This window comes from Haloarcula sp. CBA1115 (assembly GCF_000827835.1).
Taxonomy (GTDB): Archaea; Halobacteriota; Halobacteria; order Halobacteriales; family Haloarculaceae; genus Haloarcula; species Haloarcula hispanica.
Genome location: NZ_CP010529.1, coordinates 2,022,741 through 2,040,799 on the forward strand (window position 1 = coordinate 2,022,741; position 18,059 = coordinate 2,040,799).

General features: G+C 65.7%; 21 protein-coding genes and 1 pseudogene. 13 read left to right on the top strand and 9 right to left on the bottom strand.

Features of this window, described 5'->3' with window-relative positions:
• Positions 1 to 17: 17 nt before the first annotated feature.
• The 3 genes from SG26_RS10075 (at position 18) to SG26_RS10085 (ending at position 1,529) form a co-directional block, all read left to right on the top strand.
• Positions 18 to 479, top strand: coding sequence for a 30S ribosomal protein S19e (locus SG26_RS10075; RefSeq protein WP_050007718.1), 462 nt, complete (start codon positions 18 to 20; stop codon positions 477 to 479).
• A gap of 87 nt (positions 480 to 566) precedes the next feature.
• Positions 567 to 911, top strand: coding sequence for a DNA-binding protein (locus SG26_RS10080; protein ID WP_050037501.1), 345 nt, complete (start codon positions 567 to 569; stop codon positions 909 to 911).
• On the top strand, positions 912 to 1,529 hold the full coding sequence (locus SG26_RS10085) for a tRNA (5-methylaminomethyl-2-thiouridylate)-methyltransferase (protein WP_050037502.1): 618 nt from the start codon (positions 912 to 914) through the stop codon (positions 1,527 to 1,529).
• A 38-nt stretch (positions 1,530 to 1,567) separates the two neighbouring features.
• Here SG26_RS10085 and SG26_RS10090 read toward each other — a convergent pair whose 3' ends face one another.
• Positions 1,568 to 2,233 (bottom strand): transcriptional regulator, encoded by a 666-nt coding sequence (locus tag SG26_RS10090; protein WP_050037503.1) that lies wholly within the window; start codon positions 2,231 to 2,233, stop codon positions 1,568 to 1,570.
• A 246-nt stretch (positions 2,234 to 2,479) separates the two neighbouring features.
• On the opposite strand from SG26_RS10090, the gene hisS reads away from it, so the two are divergent.
• Both hisS and SG26_RS10100 read left to right on the top strand, forming a co-directional pair.
• Entirely contained in the window at positions 2,480 to 3,787 is a 1,308-nt protein-coding gene (gene hisS, locus SG26_RS10095) for a histidine--tRNA ligase (protein WP_014039429.1), read from the top strand.
• A gap of 61 nt (positions 3,788 to 3,848) precedes the next feature.
• A complete protein-coding gene (locus SG26_RS10100) occupies positions 3,849 to 4,271 on the top strand; it encodes an SHOCT domain-containing protein (protein ID WP_050037504.1) in 423 nt (140 codons plus the stop codon).
• A gap of 62 nt (positions 4,272 to 4,333) precedes the next feature.
• Here the strand turns inward: SG26_RS10100 and SG26_RS21950 are convergent, their stop codons facing one another.
• On the bottom strand, positions 4,334 to 4,465 hold the full coding sequence (locus SG26_RS21950; RefSeq protein ID WP_255355510.1) for a hypothetical protein: 132 nt from the start codon (positions 4,463 to 4,465) through the stop codon (positions 4,334 to 4,336).
• Positions 4,466 to 4,660: 195 nt separating this feature from the next.
• Entirely contained in the window at positions 4,661 to 5,167 is a 507-nt protein-coding gene (locus tag SG26_RS10110; RefSeq protein WP_014039432.1) for a GNAT family N-acetyltransferase, read from the bottom strand.
• 95 nt (positions 5,168 to 5,262) lie between these two features.
• On the opposite strand from SG26_RS10110, the gene truA reads away from it, so the two are divergent.
• The 6 genes from truA to SG26_RS10140 all read left to right on the top strand — a co-directional run bounded on the left by truA (position 5,263) and on the right by SG26_RS10140 (position 11,727).
• Entirely contained in the window at positions 5,263 to 6,090 is an 828-nt protein-coding gene (gene truA, locus SG26_RS10115; RefSeq protein WP_050037505.1) for a tRNA pseudouridine(38-40) synthase TruA, read from the top strand.
• Positions 6,091 to 6,142: 52 nt separating this feature from the next.
• Entirely contained in the window at positions 6,143 to 7,933 is a 1,791-nt protein-coding gene (pepF, locus tag SG26_RS10120; RefSeq protein ID WP_050037506.1) for an oligoendopeptidase F, read from the top strand.
• A gap of 148 nt (positions 7,934 to 8,081) precedes the next feature.
• Positions 8,082 to 9,302, top strand: a complete 1,221-nt coding sequence (locus SG26_RS10125; RefSeq protein ID WP_050037507.1) for a proteasome-activating nucleotidase — start codon at positions 8,082 to 8,084, stop codon at positions 9,300 to 9,302.
• Positions 9,303 to 9,561: 259 nt separating this feature from the next.
• The gene (locus SG26_RS10130; RefSeq protein WP_050037508.1) at positions 9,562 to 10,776 is read left to right on the top strand and encodes a PQQ-binding-like beta-propeller repeat protein; all 1,215 of its coding nucleotides are present in this window, start codon (positions 9,562 to 9,564) and stop codon (positions 10,774 to 10,776) included.
• Positions 10,777 to 10,818: 42 nt separating this feature from the next.
• Positions 10,819 to 11,289 carry a pyruvoyl-dependent arginine decarboxylase gene (locus tag SG26_RS10135; protein WP_050037509.1) on the top strand — a complete coding sequence of 157 codons (471 nt, stop codon included), beginning with the start codon at positions 10,819 to 10,821 and terminating at the stop codon, positions 11,287 to 11,289.
• Positions 11,290 to 11,373: 84 nt separating this feature from the next.
• Positions 11,374 to 11,727: a DUF5811 family protein gene (locus SG26_RS10140; RefSeq protein ID WP_004518427.1), complete on the top strand. Its 354-nt coding sequence runs from the start codon at positions 11,374 to 11,376 to the stop codon at positions 11,725 to 11,727.
• Positions 11,728 to 11,783: 56 nt separating this feature from the next.
• On the opposite strand, the gene SG26_RS10145 is transcribed toward SG26_RS10140, so the two are convergent.
• From SG26_RS10145 to SG26_RS10155, 3 genes and pseudogenes are all read right to left on the bottom strand, one after another.
• Positions 11,784 to 11,978 (bottom strand): hypothetical protein, encoded by a 195-nt coding sequence (locus tag SG26_RS10145; RefSeq protein ID WP_050037510.1) that lies wholly within the window; start codon positions 11,976 to 11,978, stop codon positions 11,784 to 11,786.
• A 70-nt stretch (positions 11,979 to 12,048) separates the two neighbouring features.
• A pseudogene (gene infB, locus SG26_RS10150) lies at positions 12,049 to 13,853 on the bottom strand (translation initiation factor IF-2).
• A gap of 94 nt (positions 13,854 to 13,947) precedes the next feature.
• Positions 13,948 to 14,475 (bottom strand): plastocyanin/azurin family copper-binding protein, encoded by a 528-nt coding sequence (locus tag SG26_RS10155; protein WP_050037511.1) that lies wholly within the window; start codon positions 14,473 to 14,475, stop codon positions 13,948 to 13,950.
• A 176-nt stretch (positions 14,476 to 14,651) separates the two neighbouring features.
• Here SG26_RS10155 and SG26_RS10160 point away from each other — a divergent pair, with 176 nt between their 5' ends.
• Together SG26_RS10160 and SG26_RS10165 are read left to right on the top strand one after the other, a co-directional pair.
• Positions 14,652 to 14,891, top strand: coding sequence for a PRC-barrel domain-containing protein (locus tag SG26_RS10160; protein ID WP_004518435.1), 240 nt, complete (start codon positions 14,652 to 14,654; stop codon positions 14,889 to 14,891).
• The gene (locus SG26_RS10165; RefSeq protein ID WP_014039441.1) at positions 14,892 to 15,350 is read left to right on the top strand and encodes an NOB1 family endonuclease; all 459 of its coding nucleotides are present in this window, start codon (positions 14,892 to 14,894) and stop codon (positions 15,348 to 15,350) included. It begins immediately after the preceding gene.
• On the opposite strand, the gene SG26_RS10170 is transcribed toward SG26_RS10165, so the two are convergent.
• Genes SG26_RS10170 through SG26_RS10180 form a run of 3 tightly spaced genes read right to left on the bottom strand, consistent with a single transcriptional unit; the run spans position 15,347 to position 18,026 of the window.
• Positions 15,347 to 15,493 carry a CopG family transcriptional regulator gene (locus tag SG26_RS10170; protein ID WP_050007795.1) on the bottom strand — a complete coding sequence of 49 codons (147 nt, stop codon included), beginning with the start codon at positions 15,491 to 15,493 and terminating at the stop codon, positions 15,347 to 15,349. The two genes, SG26_RS10165 and SG26_RS10170, sit on opposite strands and share 4 nt — an antisense overlap.
• A 56-nt stretch (positions 15,494 to 15,549) precedes the next feature.
• On the bottom strand, positions 15,550 to 16,692 hold the full coding sequence (locus SG26_RS10175; protein ID WP_050037512.1) for a CPBP family intramembrane glutamic endopeptidase: 1,143 nt from the start codon (positions 16,690 to 16,692) through the stop codon (positions 15,550 to 15,552).
• Between the two features lie 23 nt (positions 16,693 to 16,715).
• Positions 16,716 to 18,026: a hypothetical protein gene (locus SG26_RS10180; protein ID WP_050037513.1), complete on the bottom strand. Its 1,311-nt coding sequence runs from the start codon at positions 18,024 to 18,026 to the stop codon at positions 16,716 to 16,718.
• Positions 18,027 to 18,059: the final 33 nt, after the last annotated feature.

Below are 18,059 nucleotides of genomic sequence, written 5' to 3' on the forward strand. Positions count from 1 at the left end.
ACGGAAAGAAATCTGCAATGGCTACACTCTACGACGTTCCCCCCGAGGAACTCATCGAGGCACTTACGGAGACGCTCGCAGACGAAGACGACATCGAAGCGCCGGACTGGGCCGAGTACACCAAGACCGGCGTCGACCGCGAACTCCCACCCGAGCAGGAGGACTTCTGGGCGCGCCGCGCCGCCAGCCTCCTCCGGAAGGTCGCTGTCGACGGTCCCGTCGGCGTCAACGCCCTCCGCTCCGAGTACGGCACCTCGAAGCAGGGGACGACCCGCTACCGCGTCCGGCCCCACCGGAAGACCAAGGGCTCGGGCAACATCATCCGAACGGCGCTCCAGCAGCTCGAAGACGCCGGCTACGTCGAGACCAGTGAGAACGACGGCCGCCGTGTCACCGGCGAAGGCCGCAGTCTCCTCGACGACACCGCAGGCGACCTCCTGACGGAACTCGACCGTCCGGAACTCGAACGCTACGCGTAACTGACGCCTTTCTCGCTGTTTTTCAGTCGGTCCGTAGCCCCTGCTCCGAAATCGTTTTCCGACCGACTCCAGTACTTTCATACAACTATGAGTGGCGACCCCAGCGAGGAGGAACTCGAAGAACTCCGGAAAAAGAAGATGGAGCAGCTCAAGGAACAGCAGGGAGACGAGGGCGAGGCGCAGGAGGCGGCCAAGCAGCAGGCCGACGCCCAGAAGCAGGCAGTCCTCAAGCAGAACCTCACCGACGGCGCACGCAAGCGGCTCAACACGGTCAAGATGTCGAAACCGCAGGTCGGGGAGCAGATCGAACAGCAGGTCGTCGCGCTGGCCCAGAGCGGCCGCGTGCAGGGCCGGATCGACGAGGACCAGATGAAGGAGCTCCTCTCGGAGCTGACGCCCGACTCCAAGAGCTTCGACATTAAGCGCCGGTAGATGCGCTGTGCCCTGTTGTACAGCGGGGGCAAGGACTCGACGCTGGCGGCGCTCTTGCTCGACCCCTTTTACAACGTAACGCTCGTCAGCGGCTCCTTCGGCGTCCGTGACACCGACCCCGCTCGGGAGAGCGCGTCGGCTGTCGGCTTCGACCACGCGACGGTCGATCTAGACCCGGACGTGGCCCACGACGCCGTCGAGCAGATGCACGACGACGGCTACCCGCGTAACGGCATCCAGCAGGTCCACGAACACGCCGTCGAAACCGTCGCCCGGGGCGACTGGGTCGCCGAGGCTGACGACATCGACACACTCGATGCCGTCGCCGACGGCACCCGTCGCGACGACCGGGTACCGACCATCGAGCGCCCGCTCGCCCAGAGCGTCGAGGACCGCTTCGGCGTGGACTACCTCGCGCCGCTTGCGGGTATCGGCCGCGGCGCTATCGACGCGATGGCTGCAAACCGACTCGTGGTCGAGAGCGGCCCCAGCGCCGAGATTCCGAAGGCCGACTACGAGGTCGAACTCCGCGCGCTCCTGCGGGAGCGCTACGGCGAGGGTGCCGTGACCGACGTGTTCCCCGAGCACACGCAGTCCCGCGTGCAGGGCCTACGGTAGCCGTCGGCGGTTCGAGTCCTGCGCGTGCGTTCGTCAGATTAGGCGATGTCCCGGCTGGTGTCCACGTTGATCCGGTCGGTGAGGTCGAGGAATATCGGTTCTGTGAGCGCTCGGCCCCCGCGGAACTTCGGGACGAAGAGCCTGTTTTCGATGGCGTCGTCGTTTCGCTTCGTTTCGAGATCGAACACGATGTCGCTCGTGTACTCTGTCCGGTGGCGCTGTGGCGGCGTGGCGCTGTGTTTGAGCGCGTACAGGACCGCGACGCTGTCAGTCTGTGCGAGTCTGGCCTGCAGTGTTTCGAGGAAGGCCCGAAACTCCCCCGTATCGGCGCGCTCAAGCGGTTCGACCGGGCCGACGACGAGGAGCGACTCTTCGGTGAGCCCCTCGACGTGGGCGAGTACATCGCTGACCGGGGCCTCCCGATCCAGTTGGCTGACTGCGAGATCGTCGTAGGTCCCCCGCTGGGACCGCAGTGCCGACGTGACCGTCGTCGGTGCCTGTTCGCCGGAGAGATACACCGTCTCCTGCCGGGCGACGAACTCGGAGAGAAACAGCTCCGCCTGGCTTGCCGGTTCGGCGAGCAGCGTGACGAGGCTCCCAGTCGGAATGCCGCCGTCGAGCTTCCGGTCGAGTGCTCGAACCCCCGTCTCGAATCGCTGTGTCACTGTCTCACCCCGCGCGGCGTCCACCGATGCCTTGCCCATCCCATAGCGCCACCCTCGATAGACCGCGTCTTTGTTGTCCCCTCTCTAACACGGACCGTTCCCCGTGTAGCCGGCCACTACCCTTTTGACGCCAGCGCGTGCCGGCCACGCCCGTCTGTCACGGACGGACTACTGGCGAAAGCAGCAGCGAGCCCCTGTCGTAGTGAGTCTCTACTGGGCGCGATTTGGTGGTCACGGCCAGCGTGAACGAACAGGTTCAAGCGCGCCCTCGCTGTAGACGCGGACATGTACGACTCCGTCAAGGGCTTTCGTGATTTCTACCCCGAGGAGATGCAGGCTCGGCGGTGGGCCATGGACACGCTGGAAGACGTCGCACAGCGCTACGGCTTCCGGGAGATCGGCACGCCGGCCTTGGAGCCGACCGAGATGTACGTCGACAAGAGCGGCGAGGAGATCGTCGAGGAGCTGTACAGCTTCGAGGACAAGGGCGGGCGCGAGGTCGCGCTCACGCCGGAGCTGACGCCGACCGTCGCACGGATGTTCGTCGCCAAGCAACAGGAACTCTCGAAGCCAATCAAGTGGGTGTCGACGCGGCCGTTCTGGCGCTACGAGGAGCCCCAACAGGGCCGGTTCCGGGAGTTCTACCAGACTAACGTCGACATCTTCGGGTCGGCGGAGCCGACGGCCGACGCCGAGATTCTGGCCGTCGCCGTGGACATGCTCACCGACCTCGGGCTCACCGCCGAGGACTTCGAGATCCGCGTCTCCCACCGGGACATCCTCGCGGGCGTGCTGGAGTCCTTCGGGGCCGACGTGGACGTGCCCGAAGCGATTCGCGCAGTCGACAAGCGGGCGAAAGTCGACCACGACGACTACCTTGACGCGCTCGTCGAGGCGGGGCTCAACTACGGGCAGGCCGACAAATTCGACGAGATGCTGCAGATCGATGCCGAGGAAATCGAAACGCTCGCGGACCTCACCGGCTCCGAGGACGTCCGCGCGGCGACTGACAATCTTCAGGCGGTGCTCGACGCCGCCGAGGACTTCGGCGTCCGCGAGCACCTCACCGTCTCGTTGACGACCGCGCGCGGGCTGGACTACTACACCGGCGTCGTCTTCGAGTGCTTCGATTCGACGGGCGAGGTGTCCCGCTCGGTGTTTGGCGGCGGCCGCTACGACGATCTCATCGAGGGCTTCGGCGGCCAGCCGACGCCGGCCGTCGGCTTCGCGCCCGGCCACGCCACCCTTCAGTTGCTCTGCCAGCGCGCCGGCGTCTGGCCCGCCGAGGAGCTATCGACGGATTACTACGTCCTGCAGGTCGGCGACACGCGCCCGACCGCGGCCCGCATCGCTCGCGACCTGCGCGAGCGCGGCCACGTCGTCGAGAGCGACGTCGCCGACCGCTCCTTCGGCGCGCAGATGGGCTACGCAGACGGCATCAACGCCGAGACGGTCGTCATCGTCGGCGAGCAGGACCTGGAAAACGACGAGGTGACGCTCAAGGAGATGGACGACGGCGAGCAGATCAGCGTCCCGCTCTCGGCGTTCCCGGGCGACCACGACCGGCCGACGTTCGAGGACTTCGCGGAGTAACGCGACCGAGCCATCGGTCCGCGACAGTAGCTTTTTGCGACCACCGTGTCGAGTAGTCGACATGCAGCTCCCCTCCATCGCCCTCCCGAGGTGGAAGCTCGTCGCGACCATCGCGATACTCTCGCTGGGTATCGCCATGCTTGCAGGCGTGGCCGGCTTCGGCGGGCCGATTGCATCGATGTCGATCATCCTCGGCTGGTTCATTCTGGCTCCGCTCGTCGCCCTTCTGGGATCGAAACTACCGATGATTGAATCGCCGGCGGCCGAGCCGGACTCGGATGAAACCGAGATGACCACGACTTCGGAACCGACGGTAGATCCGGTCGACCAGCTCCGGGAGCGGTACGCCCGCGGTGAACTGACAGACAGCGAGTTCGAGCGGCGACTGGACCGATTGCTGGAAACCGAAGCCCTCTCAGCGAACAGCGAGGCAGAGAATACAGCCGGTGAGACCGACAGAGAAGTCAGCCTCGAAACCGAGTGAGTCGCCGGCCATCGTATTCGAGCCGTGCCACAGGCGGATGTGCAGTCAAGGCACTCGCGGCCTCATTCCTTCGCGCTGACGACCTCGATACCGCTGTCAGTTAGGCGAACGTACAGAAGTACATCGTCCGGTCCCGGGTCGACCACGTCGGCGAGTTCGGGCGCACAGCCCGTTTCCGATGTCGTTGAAGCCATAGGCGCCACAGATCACCGCGTCGACCAGCCGGTGATAAGTGCCGTCCCGCTCGGTCGCCAGCAGGTAGCCCACGCCCTCGATTGCCGTGTCACACGCCGTGCAGGTCAGCGTCTCTGGATGCGAGGGGGGTCCATAACTCCGCCTTCGCGTAGCCGCTACTTATCGCTGTGTGCGGCTGTTCGTGAATTTCCCGGTCAGAGCGCCCGTTCCATCTCCATTTCCACGCGCTCTTTGGCGATCGTCTCGAAGCCGACCGACTCGTACAGCGCTCGTGCGACGTGGTTGGTGTTCGAGACGGAGAGCCAGACCCGTTCGAGGCCGTTCTCCTGGCCGTAGCCAAGCAGCACGCGGATGAGTTGTGAGCCGATCCCGGCGTGCTGGTAGTCCGGATGGACGAAAATCGCCAGTTCCGAGGTGTCCTGATAGGGGACGAGGACGGCGTGGCCGACGGATTGCTCCTCGTGCCAAGCGACGACGTTCAGGCCGTCTTCGACGAGATTCGGCAGCCAGTCGCGGATGTCCGCTTCCGTCCGGGGTGGGACGCCCTGTGACCGGGAGTCGGGCCCGAAGTCAACATACATCTCCACCAGCGGGTCGATGGCGCCGTCATAGGCCTCGATTGTCACCGTCCGCCCGTCGTTGTCGGTGAACGTTTCGGGCGGGCGGGGGAAGTCGTGATCCGCCGCGGCGGCGTTGGACATACTCCCACCTTTGTTCTCAGCATGCCTAAGTTCGTCTATCCTTCCCAGCGACTGAGATTCGGGTGAGACAAGTGGCTCGCAGTCGACAAATCGGTATGCGCGCCTATCGCGTGGCCTACGACGGCCGACCGTATCACGGGTTCCAGCGCCAGCCCGACGTCGACACTGTCGAGGGGCGACTGCGCTCGGCGCTCGTCCGCCTCGGCGTCTGCGAGCGCGGCGACGGCTTGCCCGAGTGCTACGCGGCCGCTGGTCGGACTGACGCCGGTGTGTCCGCGCGGGCACAGACAGTCGCCTTCGACGCGCCGGCGTGGCTCTCACCGGCGGCATTCAACGGCGAACTTCCGGACGACATCCGTGTGTGGGCCAGTGTCGATGTCTCCGAGGGCTTCCATGCGACCCACGACGCCACCGAACGCACCTACACCTACTACCTGTACGCGCCGACGGACGCAGACCGACTCGGACGCGAACCGGTCAACGACGAGCGGTGGGGCGAGGCCGTCGACGCACTCGCCGGGAGCCACGACTTCCACAATCTCACGTCCGACGACACCGGCACCGAGCGAACCGTCGACATCGACTGGGCGCGGGAGGGCCGGTTCCTCGTCGTTCGGCTCACGGCCGGCGGGTTCTGCCGCCAGCTGGTTCGTCGGCTCGTCTCGCTCGCGGCGACTGTCGCGGACGGCTCCGCCCAGCTGTCGAAGGTTGACCGTATCCTCTCGCCGGAGTCCGTCAGTGGCCCCGACGGCGTCCCGCCGGCCCCGCCCGAACCGCTGGTGCTGACCGACGTTCGTTACCCGGACGTTGCCTTCAGTCGGGACGAGGACGCCGCTGCGGACGCACGGACGGTCTTCGAGCACCGACGCGCGAACGCCCACACGACAGCGCGGGTTGCCGACCACATAACCGACGGGCTGTAGTTCCCCGTCGCTGAAACGAAGGCTTACTTCGGCCCCGTCCCAAGAGCGGGCTATGAGTTCGGTACCCGCACGGAGCGACATCGACGAGGCGTACAAGTGGGACCTCGATTCTCTCTACGCCAGCGACGAGGACTGGGAAGCCGCCTACGAGGAGGCGGAGGAACTGATCGAGGACCTGTCCGCCTACGAGGGGCGCGCCACCGAGGACGCTGCGACGCTGTTAGAAACTCTGGAGACCTACGAGGAACTGATGCGGACGGTGTCGAACGTCGCCGCCTACGCCCGGATGCGCCGGGACGAGGACACGACCGACGACACGTACCAGGCGCTGACAGCCCGCTCGCAGTCTCTCTCGTCGGAGGCCAGTTCGGCCGCCTCGTTCCTCGACCCGGAACTGCAGGATTTGGAATACGACGACATCGAGGCGATGATCGACGCGGAGCCGGGGCTGGAGCCCTACGAGCACTACTTCGACGACGTGCTCCGGATGAAAGACCACACCCGCTCGGCCGAGGTCGAGAATCTCCTTGCGGAACTCGGTGAGGTCACCGGTGCGCCCGGCGAGGTGTACAACATGCTGGCCAACGCCGACATGGCGTTCCCGACCGTCGAGGACCCCGACGGCGACCAGCAGCCCATCACGCTCAACAACTTCACGACGCTGCAGAAACACCCCGACCGAGAGTTCCGCCAGCGCGTCTACGAGGCGTTCTACGACGAGTGGGACACCGTCCGCAACGCCGTCGGCACGGCCTACAAGAACGCCGTCAAGACGGACGTGAAGATGGCGAACGCACGGGACTACGACACCGCCCGCGAGGCCGCGCTGGACGGTCCGAACGTCCCCGTCGAGGTGTACGACACGCTCGTCGACACCGTCCACGACAACCTCGACACGCTCCACCGCCACGCCGACCTCAAGCGCCAGTCAATCGGGGCCGACGAACTCCGGATGTGGGACCTCTACGTCCCGCTTGTGCAGGAGGAATCGCCCGAAATCGAGTACGAACAGGCCTGCGAATACGTCACCGAAGCCGTCGCACCGCTGGGCGATGACTACCAGTCCCGGCTCGCCGACGGGCTGGACTCGCGGTGGGTCGACGTCTACGAGACCGAGCACAAGCAGTCCGGCGCGTACTCCGGCGGGACCTACGACTCCCAGCCGTTCATCCTGATGAACTACCAGGACGACGTGGAGTCGATGTACACGCTGGCCCACGAACTCGGCCACTCGATGCACTCGGAGTACACCAGCGAGGAGCAGCCCTTCGTCTACTCCGGCTACGAGATATTCGTCGCCGAGGTCGCGAGCACCGTCAACGAGACGCTGCTGACCCACCACCTGCTGGACACCGTCGAGGACGAGCGCCTGCGCCGACACATCCTCAACGAGTACCTCGAACGGTTCCGGTCGACGCTGTATCGGCAGACGATGTTCGCCGAGTTCGAGCACCGCACCCACGAGATGTCCGAGGCCGGCGAGCCGCTGACCCCCGACCGTCTGGACGACCTCTATCGGGACCTCAAGGGCGACTACTACGAGCCGGCGGTACTCGACGACCGCATCGCCCGCGAGTGGATGCGCATCCCGCACTTCTACCGGGCGTTCTACGTCTACCAGTACGCGACCGGCATTTCGGCGGCCGTCGCGCTCGTCGACGGCATCCTCGACGAAGGCGAGCCAGCCGCACAGCGGTACATCGACTTCCTCCGGAGCGGGTCGCGGCAGTACCCGCTGGAGCTGCTTCGCGACGCCGGCGTCGACATGGCCAGTCCGGACCCCGTCGAGTCCGCCCTCTCGACGTACAGCGAGTACCTCGACGAGTTCGCCGAGCTGCTGTAGGGCGGCCAGTAGCTATCCGGTGCCTGTCTGGCTGTTCGAGCCACCGGTCTAACCGAACGCTACAGCCCCGTCTCGACACGGATAACTGTTTCATCCCCTGTGACCCGAAGGCACTTTGTGTCTCAACCGTATAGTACCGACCATCCAAATGTCGCGCAGTCCCTCGCTTCCGGAACGACCACGGTTGGAACTTGATCCCGATATGACGCCTGACGAGCGTCTGGAGGCACTCCGGGAACATTTCAAAGAGATAGTACAGGTCAACGAACAGCTGACTGAGCAACTGGACGCCGCCCGTGACCGGCAGCACGATCTCACGGACGAGGTCGACCAGCTTGAACGGGAAAACGAGACGCTCAAGACGTCCTCGCTGTACATCGCGACCGCCGAGGAGCTGACCGATGACGGCGTGGTCGTCAAACAGCATGGCAACAATCAGGAAGTCCTGACCGAAGTATCGCCGTCCATCCGCGACGGGCTGGAGGCCGGCGACCGCGTCGCCATCAACGACTCCTTCGGCGTCAAGCAGATCCTCGACCCCGAGACCGACGCCCGCGCACAGGCGATGCAGGTCGACGGTTCGCCGGACGTCTCCTACTCGGATATCGGCGGCCTCGAAGAACAGATCCGCGAGGTCCGGGAAGCCGTCGAGGAGCCGCTTGTCAACGCCGAACAGTTCCGCGAGGTCGGTATCGAACCGCCGAGCGGCGTCCTGCTGCACGGCCCGCCCGGCACCGGGAAGACGATGCTGGCGAAGGCCGTCGCCAACGAGACCGACGCGACGTTCATCAAGATGGCCGGCTCCGAACTGGTCCGGAAGTTCATCGGCGAGGGGGCGCGACTGGTCCGTGACCTGTTCGAGCTTGCCGCCGAGCGCGAACCGGCTATCATCTTCATCGACGAGATCGACGCCATCGCGGCCAAGCGAACGGAGTCGAAGACCTCCGGCGACGCCGAGGTCCAGCGGACGATGATGCAACTGCTTTCGGAGATGGACGGCTTCGACGAGCGCGGCGAGATCCGCATCATCGCCGCGACGAACCGCTTCGACATGCTCGACCGGGCCATCCTCCGCCCCGGCCGCTTCGACCGCCTCATCGAAGTCCCGAACCCCGACGTCGAGGGCCGCGAGCGCATCCTCGAGATCCACACCCAGGAAATGAACCTCGATGACGACGTGGACCTTGGCGCGTTTGCCACCGAGACCGACGGCCTCTCCGGCGCGGAACTGGCATCGCTGGCGACCGAGGCCGGGATGTTCGCCATCCGTGACGGCCGGACGACGGTCCAGCAGTCCGACCTCCACGACGCCCTAGAGAAGATCGAAGCCGACGACGACGCCAGCAGTGTCCCCGTCGCGTTCGCCTAACCACCCACCTTTTTTAGCGTCGCCTTTCCTCGCGCGCTCGTAGAGCGCGCTGTGGAAGGCTCCTTGAAAAACGTGGGGAAAAAGCCGGCCGCTCACGCTGCTCGCGGCCGGGGAAACCGCGGCCATTCGGCCGCGGTATGCTAACCGCACCGATTCTCATTGTCTATTCTGCGATAACTGTGTTCGGTCGTTTCCGTTCTTATCGTGACTGCCTCCCGTCCCCACGCGATTTAAGCCACCCCGCCCGGTATCAGCGCCCGTGACAGAGCGCGGACGGACGCGGCGGGCGTTTTTGCGGACGCTCGCGGCAACGACGGTCGGGTCGGTCGCGGGGTGTCAGTCACAGTTCAATCCGCTCGCGTCGACGGCGCTTGACGAACACGCTGCCACGCAGTTCCGGCAGGGGCTCCTGAACCAGGGGTATCAGGACGTATCGGTTCCGGACGCTGTCGAGCGGGCCTGGGAACTCCCGGCCAACCGCGGGGACCACACCGCGGCAAAGGGGAGTCCCGCGCTGGCACCGACTGGCGACCTGATTCTGGCCGACGATACCGGCCGCGTGCGGGCCATCGCACCTGATGGCGAGGTCCAGTGGGCGACGACCATCACGCAGGCGACGCGCGGGAGCCACGGCACGCCGGCCATCGCCAACGACACCGTCTACATCGGGGCCTACGACGGCGCGCTGTCGGCGCTGGACCTCGAAACCGGAAAGCGGCGCTGGCGGACGGAACTCGGTGATGCCATCGGCGCAAGTCCGACCTACTACAACGGGTCGCTGTACGTCGCCGTCGAACACGCCGCACCGAGCGGGAGCGTCGTCGCGGTGAACGCCGCGACCGGCGACGTGCAGTGGCGGGACAGTCGGCCGACCGACCATCCGCACTCGACGGTGGCGCTGGACCGCGAACACGGTCGTCTGCTGTTTGGCTCGAACGACGGCTACTGCTACGCGTGGTCGTTCCCGGGCCTGGAACAGGTGTGGCGGTACGACACCGGCGGCGACGTGAAAGCCCCTCTCGCCGTCGCTGACGGGACAGCCATCGTGCCGTCGTGGGCCGAGACGGTCACCGCCGTCGACGTGACCGACGGCTCGGAGCAGTGGACCTTCGAGGCCGACGCCGACGTGATGTGTGCGCCGGCGGTCCACGACGGCACCGTCTACGTCGGCAGCCACGACGACCGGGTGTACGCGCTCGACCTCGAAAGCGGCGAGGAGCAGTGGCGCTACGACACTGGCGGGTGGATTATCGGGAGCGTTGTCGCCACCCGAGACCACGTCCTCGTCGGGTCCTACGACGGGCGACTGTACGCGCTGGAGCGGGACACCGGTGCAGTGGCCTGGACCACCGACAACCGCGGCCATGTGACGAGTGCTCCGCTGGTGACCGCCGACGCCATCTACTACGCGGAGCGTGCGGCCGAGGGCGACCCGAACCGACCGGGAATGTGCTACAGACTCGTTCCGGCATAACGAAGCGAAACCCCTTACCCCGCGGACCGTCGAGAATCGCCTATGAGTACCATCCGGGTCGTGTGGGGGACTGCGACCGGCCCGACCGCACTGGCCGCGTACGACGCGGCACTCGCCGAGGCGGGCGTCCACAACTACAACCTCATCTCGCTCTCGTCGGTCATTCCTACCGAGCCGGCTATCGAGGTGACAGGGACGGCACCGGATCTGGGGCCGCCCGGCGAAGCGCTAGAGGTCGTCCAGTCCTCGGCGACAGCCGAGCCTGGTGAGAGCGTGGCCGCTGGTATCGGCTGGGCCCGCAGCGAGGACGGGCCGGGCATCTTCTACGAGGTCGACGGGGGCAGCGAGGACGCGGTCCGGATGGAAATCCGCGAAGGACTGGCCGCCGGCCGGGACCTCCGGGACTGGGAGTTCGTCGAGGAGAACGTGTACGTCGAGTCGGCGACTGACGATGCCCAATACGCCAGCGCCGTCGTGCTCGCCACCTACGGCGAGAGCCACCCCGTCGTGTAAGCGGCGTTGCACCGACGGTTCCGGTCAGAACTGTGTTCGACCCTGGGTTTTTAGTCTTCCCCCCCATAGAGACAGAGAACGTTCATGTACGGTAATACGTCGTTTGGTGGGGAGACGGAAGAAGTGACGCTGACCGCGGAACAGCGCGAGGAGCTCCGCCGGGACCTCTCGAGCGTCGCCGCACGGACCCGCGAACTCCTGCCCGGCGAGTTCGTCGTCGGCTCGGAGATCAGCAACAGCACGACTGGACCGCGGGCCACAATCGCGGTCCAGCCGCCCGTCGGATCGGTCGTCAGCGCCGACTACACGCCCGAGGACCCGGAGAGTGCGAGCATCTCCGACGCCGAACGCGACGACCTCGCTCAGGGCATCGCCGCCTCTGCGGCCCTGCAGGTCAAGCAAGTGATGGGCGACGACACCTCGCCGACGGCGCAGTAACAGTCGCTGCTCTCAGTTTTCTGCAGCACAGTCGTGGTGACGCGTAGTCGCTGATATCAAGCCCGACCGCCGCTGGTGACCGGCGGGTCATAAAACAGCGCGTAGCCGATGGAGCCGGTCGCTGGGAGGCTGCCGGCACTCAGCGCCGTGACGAAACTAAGCGAGGTGACGACGGCACCGAGCGACGCCAGTAGCATCGAGAGGGCGATGCTGGCAAGCACGAGGTCAGGCATCGACAGGGACCCAGGCATTCGTGTCTGTATGGAGACACGCCTCCTAATTAAATATTATTACTCGCGCAAACAGCGCACCGAGTACCGCCTATTTGCCCCAGAAGGGGTCGCGATTCCGGTGTTTCTCCAGATACATCGACAGCGCCTCGCGCTCGTCGACGGAGATGTCTTCCTTGAGTTCCTGTTCGAGAATCTTTGCGTGCTTTTCGGGGATTTCGACCCAGAGGTCGTCGCCTTCCTCGACCTGGCGGCCGACGGTCGGCCCCTGAATGGAGACGGCCATGCGCTCGCCGGCGCGGGCCGAGTCGACGTCTTCGCCCTCGTCCTGAATCGTTTTGAGGGTCCCGACGCGGTTTGCCTCGCCGTTCTCCCATCTGACGACGTTGACGTTCCGGCGGAGTTCACCGGAGAGGATTTCGACGCCGACGACGGCGGGGTCTGACTGGCGGAACGTGTGGTCCTGCAGAATCCGGAACTTCGCCGGGCGGGTGATGTTCTCCAGAATCTGCTCCTGCTGGGCCTCCTCGATGGCGGTGACGTGGTCGTCGTAGGACTCGACGAGCTGGTAGATGACGTCGTCCTCGAACAGCTCCACGTCCTCCTGTTCGGCGAGGTCCCGAGCGTCGTCGAGCACTTCGACGCTGAAGGCCAGAATCGCCTGATTGGTCGGCTCGCCGGCCGTTTCGGCGACTCGCACGTCCCGCGGTGCGACCGCGCCGACCTCGGCGCGCATGACGGGGATCTCTTCCTCTTCGAGGGTGCTTGAAAGCGCCTCCAGCGAGCCCAGCGTGTCGGCCTTGATGACGACCCCTTCTTCTTGGGTCGTCACCTCGATCTCGGCGAGTTCCTCCTCCACCTCGGCGATGACCTCGCTGCGGTCGCGGTCGCGGATGACGCGGATCGGCGCACCGGCCATCGCGTCGCCGAGGTCCGGCGCGGCGATCTTGACGCCGTCGGCGGCGGCGACCTGCTCGACCTGTTCGAACTCCTGTTCGGTCCGGATCTCTTCGAGCGGGCGTGGCCGGAGCAGCGCGCGGACGTCAGTGACAATTGGCCCTTGAAGGCCGCCGACCACGATGGTGTCGTCGTTGCGGATGGTCCCGTCGTAGATGATGGCGTCGAGCGTCGTCCCGAAGCCCTGGGTGTCTTTCACTTCGAGGACGGTCCCGACACCGGGACCGCTGGTGTCGATCTCCATCTCCTCTTTCATGTACCGCTGGGACAGCCCCATCATCACCGTCAGCAGGTCGGGGATGCCCTCGCTGGTTTCGGCCGAGACCGGCACGACGCCGATGTTAGCCTGGAAGTTCTGGACCCGCCAGTACATATCCGCGGAGAAGCCGTTGTCCGAGAGTTCGCCGATGATCTCGTACAGCTTCTCGTTGAGGTCGGACTGGACGCGGTCGGACTGGGCGTCCATCGTCTGCTGGACCGGCTGTCCCTCGTTGGGGTTCCAGCCGGGGACGGTGTCAATCTTGTTCGCGGCGACGATAAACGGCGTCTGGGTTCGCTTGAGGATGTCGATGGCCTCCAGCGTCTGTGGCTGGAAGCCGTCGTTGACGTCGACGACGAGGATGGCAATGTCGGCGAGCGCGCCGCCCGGGAGCGAAGCGTCGAGAAGGAGTGGTGGCCCGGTGTGTCGATGAACAGCAGGCCGGGCAGGTCGAAGTCAGTCGGGTCGACCAGGTCACCGGCGATTTCGGAAATCACGTCCAGTGGGACGGCTGTCGCGCCGATGTGCTGCGTAATCGCGCCCGATTCGCCGGCGGTGACGGCCGAACCGCGGATCTTGTCGAGCAGGCTCGTCTTCCCGTGGTCGACGTGGCCCAAAACGGCGACGATGGGCGTCCGCAGGGTGTCGTCGGTGGCTGTGGTGGGGTCCGTGTCAGACATAGATGGCTCCAGAAGTTGTCAGAACCGAGTCGTCGGTGGCAGTTAAGTTCGTCGTCATCAGACGCGCGCGACCGAACGTAGGGCTAAGCGGGCGTCACTCGGTTACAGTGAACGACCCCGTCATGCCGACGCTCTGGTGGGGGACGCAGTGGTACTCGTACTCGCCGGGGACCTCGAACCGATAGGCGTACTCGTAGCCCGAACTGTACGTCGTCCCATCGTCGCCGGGCGTCCCCGACCAGTCGCTGTCTTCCGGCGTCGCGGTCGGTTTGACGTTGTGGCCGCCGGCCTTCCAGACCCACAGAACGGTGCTACCGGCCGGGACCTCGAAGGTTTCCGGATCGAAACTGAAGCTTCCCGGCGCGACGGCGACTTCCTGGTCGGCGTCCACCGGCGTTCCGGTCGGCGTGGGCGTCGCTGTCTCGGTCGGGGCGGCCGTAGCAGTCGGTGTCGGCGACTCAGTCGGAGTCGGTGTCGCCGTTTCAGTTGCCGTCGCAGTTCGAGTCGGCACTTCTGTGGCGGTGGCTGTCGGTGACGGTGTTCCGTCGCCACTACAGCCTGCCACGGTACCGATGACGGCGGCCGCGAGGCCCCCGAGAAACTGCCGCCTGTTACTGTCCATACGTCCCCATCGGCCGCCTCTCGCATAGGGTTGTGGCTCGCTGTAGATGTTCCGGGGCGTGGGACGGTCGAGGACGGCACCATGGCCGCCGATACTGGTATCCATCCGTCCCCATCGCCGCTCACCTGTCGGACATCCCCGTGGCGTTTATGTAACCTCGTTCGGAACAAGGGGGTATGGCTGCAATACTCGCAGAAAACCTGTCGGGGAAAGACGTGATGGGGACTGACGGCGCGGAGATCGGCAGTCTCTACAACATCACGATGGACTTTTCGTCGGGCGCGCTGCACAACCTCGTTATCGACCCTGCGGAGTCGCTCCGCAACACGAACTTCGAGTACAGTGACCAGGGCCGCCTGCTTGTCCCGGTTGAGCGGGTCAAGGCGGTGAAAGACCACATGATCGTCAAACGCTAGATGTACGTTCTTGACTCCTCGGCATTTATCAACGAGTATCACACCGACGAGCAGATCGCAACGATTCCGCTCGTCAGAGAGGAACTGGAAGACGAGGCCGCCTATCGCTTCGACGCCCTCGAAGGCTCGGGCATGCACCTCCACATTCCCGAGGACAACACCGTCGAGCGCATCGAGCGCGCTGCCAGCGAAACCGGTGACCTCGCGGAACTCTCGGAAACCGACATCCGGCTGATCGCGGCCGCGTTCGAACTCGACAGTCGACTCGTCACAGACGACTACGCGATGCAGAACGTCGCGGAGAAACTCGACGTGAGCGTCGAGGTAATCGCCCGCGACGGTATCACCGAACAGCGGGACTGGCTGTTCCAGTGTGCCGGCTGCGGCCGTGAGTTCGACGAGAACCGCGACCGCTGTCCCATCTGTGGCAGCTCACTATCGCGGAAGAACCCGGCTTAGACGGTCTGTTCGTCCCGGGCTTCGAGTCCGAGCTCGACCAACTGTGAAAGCACTTCCTCCTCTGTGATGCCGTAGCGCCGCGCAAGCGTTTCGATGATCCGCGCTTGGTCGTCATCACAGACGATGGTGAACCGCCGAGCCATGCCATCGCCTACAACGGTAGTTCGCATAAATACCCGTCAGACAGCAGTCAGACGGCTCAAACTGCCGGATTTCCTGTAATCTCGATGTACAATGTGAGAAACTGGATGGCGTTGAACGCCCCGTGGATGAAGATCGGGACGAGCAGGTTCTCGGTCTTGAGATAGCTGAGGCCCAGCAGCGTCGACAGGACGAACACCAGTAACAGCGAGAGGGCGGTCTGTGTCGGCGTGCCAGCGGCGTACTGTCCGAAGTGGACGACGCCGAAGACGGCGCTCGTGAGTATAATCGCCTGCAGATCACTGAAATCGTCGTAGAGGTACTTCTGGATGATGTTTCGGTAGATGAACTCCTCGCTCGGCGCGATAGTGAGAAACGCCAGCGGCACCATCACAAGCAGGAACGACGGGTCTCTGTTGGCTAGCTCTTCGACGCTGCTCCGAGCCGCTTCGAGTCCGAGCGCCTGAATGAGGTAACTGAAGCCAAACAGCGCGACCATGAGGACGACGACGCCGCCGACGCCGTAGCCAACGTCGCGGAGACTGGGTCGCCGCAAATCGAGATCAGCCCAGGTCCGGTCTAGCCGGTTGGCGACGGCCGCCCCGAAACCAACGAAACCGACGCCGATACCGATAGTGAGTGTGATGTACACTGGGCCGGTGACGGTTCCGCCGTCGAGCGCCGCGGCGCTGACAAGCCCTGCGGCCGCGGCTCCGAGCACGACGAACTGGGCGAACAGCGTGCCCACGAGGAAGCCGGCCAGCCCGATTCCTGTCGCGACCGAGAGCGCTCTGGCGACCGTGTACAGCCGGTCGTTCGGCACGTCGGACGCCAGCGCCCAACCCAGCGCAATCGTCACGCAGCCGGCCAGCACCGTGAGATACACGGCGATTCCGACGGTCGCTTCGACGCCGGTACGGAACTCCGGTCCGAAGAAGGCGACGAGCGTCGCGAGCGTTGCGACGACGCTTGCGCCCGTCGCGCCCAGGCCCGCCTGTCGGCGGTCGAGTGCGCCGTGACGGACGAGTGAGAAGGCGAGCGCCGCGACGACGAAGCCGGCGACGGCTATCTGTCGGGCGGTGACCGGGCCGACCGTCGTCGCCGGTGTCATCCAGCTAACGACGCCGGTTTCCGTGGCGACGAGTACGACGAGACCGAGGCCAGCGGCGAGAACACCCCAGTTCGCGGCAGTGTCGTCCATTATCGGCAGTCCGTTGCGCCGGCCTAAAGGGACTCCGTTTCGCCGATCCGCAGCCGCTCGCGCTCGTCGATAACCGCCGTCTCGTCCGTCGTTTCGCCGCGGATGAGCGCCCGCGTGGCGTTTTTGCCCCACTCGACGGCCGGCTGGGTGAATGTCTCCACGTCCGCGAGTTCGCCGACGAGGACGCAGGCCGCCTCCATCGCGTACAGCAGTTCGCCGACGCTCTCTGCGTCGAGTCGGTCGATCTCTACTTCCAGCGCCGGCCGGTCAGCCGCCGGCAGGCTCGCCACCGTCGCTTCGTACTCGGCGTCGATGAGGCCGCCGAGGTCGGTTCCGGCGAGATACGAGAGGTCATCGTGGTCCGGGTCGGGAATCGCCACGTCGGCGCGCTCGCGCGGTCGGACGAACGTGACGACCTTGTCGCGGTGGCCGGCGCGGTACAGCTGGAGCTGGGAGTGCTGGTCGGTCGCGCCCAGCGCCCGCGCCGGCGTCTGGCCCCGCCCGTCCTTGCCCAGGCTCTCGGCCCAGAGCTGTGCGAACCACTCGCCGAAGGACTCCAGCCGCTCGGCGTAGGGCATGAATGCGTTGACTTTCGCGCCCTCCTCTTCGAGTGCGTAGGCCATCGCGCCGTAGGCGTAGGCCGGCGAGTCATACAGCGACGGCGCGAGGTCGTCAGCCGCCTGCTGACCGCCGGCAAGCAGCCCCTCGATGTCGATGCCGAGGATGGCTGGCGGGACGAGCCCGACCGCCGAGAGCGCGCTGAAGCGGCCGGGGACGCCCTCGGGGACCGGCAGCGTCGGCAGGTCGTGCTGGTCAGCGAGCGCCCGGAGCGGGCCGGACTCGCCCGTGGTCACGACGATGCGCTCGGTCCAGTCGACGCCCCGGTCCTCGTAGGCCTCGCGGACGACGAGGAAGTTCGCCAGCGTCTCCGCCGTCGTCCCAGAACGCGAGACGACGTTGATGGCTGTGTCGGCGAGGGAGAGGCCGTCGAGCGTCCGCCGGACGTGCTCCGGGTCGACGTTGTCCAGCACGACGTGACTGCCCGGGTCCTCTGCCAGTGCCTCCGTGATGGTTTTCGCCCCCAGCGCGGAGCCACCGATACCGACGGTGATGACTGACTCGGCGTCGGCGACTGGCGCGACGGCGTCGCGGATGGTCTCGGCGTCGGTTGCTTCGGGGAGGTTCAGCGACGCGTAGCCGAACTCGCCCTCCTCCCGTCCCTGCTCGATTCGCTCGTGGGCCGCGGCCACCCGCTCGTCCAGGTCGTCAAGTGTCGCCCGCTCGACGCCCGGGTCGGCGGCACTGGCAAGCGCGGCTCCGATATCGACGTGCATACTCGGGGTGTCGACGGGCGGGTACAAACAACT

Excerpts from the sequence above, each read along its gene's own strand:
- SG26_RS10160 (WP_004518435.1), top strand. The coding sequence starts at position 14,652 with ATGGCTGCAATACTCGCAGAAAACCTGTCGGGGAAAGACGTGATGGGG.
- SG26_RS10080 (WP_050037501.1), top strand. The coding sequence starts at position 567 with ATGAGTGGCGACCCCAGCGAGGAGGAACTCGAAGAACTCCGGAAAAAG.
- SG26_RS10180 (WP_050037513.1), bottom strand. The coding sequence starts at position 18,026 with ATGCACGTCGATATCGGAGCCGCGCTTGCCAGTGCCGCCGACCCGGGC.
- SG26_RS21950 (WP_255355510.1), bottom strand. The coding sequence starts at position 4,465 with ATGGCTTCAACGACATCGGAAACGGGCTGTGCGCCCGAACTCGCCGAC.
- SG26_RS10100 (WP_050037504.1), top strand. The coding sequence starts at position 3,849 with ATGCAGCTCCCCTCCATCGCCCTCCCGAGGTGGAAGCTCGTCGCGACC.
- hisS (WP_014039429.1), top strand. The coding sequence starts at position 2,480 with ATGTACGACTCCGTCAAGGGCTTTCGTGATTTCTACCCCGAGGAGATG.
- truA (WP_050037505.1), top strand. The coding sequence starts at position 5,263 with ATGCGCGCCTATCGCGTGGCCTACGACGGCCGACCGTATCACGGGTTC.
- SG26_RS10140 (WP_004518427.1), top strand. The coding sequence starts at position 11,374 with ATGTACGGTAATACGTCGTTTGGTGGGGAGACGGAAGAAGTGACGCTG.
- SG26_RS10175 (WP_050037512.1), bottom strand. The coding sequence starts at position 16,692 with ATGGACGACACTGCCGCGAACTGGGGTGTTCTCGCCGCTGGCCTCGGT.
- SG26_RS10145 (WP_050037510.1), bottom strand. The coding sequence starts at position 11,978 with ATGCCTGGGTCCCTGTCGATGCCTGACCTCGTGCTTGCCAGCATCGCC.
- pepF (WP_050037506.1), top strand. The coding sequence starts at position 6,143 with ATGAGTTCGGTACCCGCACGGAGCGACATCGACGAGGCGTACAAGTGG.
- SG26_RS10085 (WP_050037502.1), top strand. The coding sequence starts at position 912 with ATGCGCTGTGCCCTGTTGTACAGCGGGGGCAAGGACTCGACGCTGGCG.
- SG26_RS10075 (WP_050007718.1), top strand. The coding sequence starts at position 18 with ATGGCTACACTCTACGACGTTCCCCCCGAGGAACTCATCGAGGCACTT.
- SG26_RS10125 (WP_050037507.1), top strand. The coding sequence starts at position 8,082 with ATGTCGCGCAGTCCCTCGCTTCCGGAACGACCACGGTTGGAACTTGAT.
- SG26_RS10090 (WP_050037503.1), bottom strand. The coding sequence starts at position 2,233 with ATGGGCAAGGCATCGGTGGACGCCGCGCGGGGTGAGACAGTGACACAG.
- SG26_RS10165 (WP_014039441.1), top strand. The coding sequence starts at position 14,892 with ATGTACGTTCTTGACTCCTCGGCATTTATCAACGAGTATCACACCGAC.
- SG26_RS10135 (WP_050037509.1), top strand. The coding sequence starts at position 10,819 with ATGAGTACCATCCGGGTCGTGTGGGGGACTGCGACCGGCCCGACCGCA.
- SG26_RS10170 (WP_050007795.1), bottom strand. The coding sequence starts at position 15,493 with ATGGCTCGGCGGTTCACCATCGTCTGTGATGACGACCAAGCGCGGATC.
- SG26_RS10155 (WP_050037511.1), bottom strand. The coding sequence starts at position 14,475 with ATGGACAGTAACAGGCGGCAGTTTCTCGGGGGCCTCGCGGCCGCCGTC.
- SG26_RS10110 (WP_014039432.1), bottom strand. The coding sequence starts at position 5,167 with ATGTCCAACGCCGCCGCGGCGGATCACGACTTCCCCCGCCCGCCCGAA.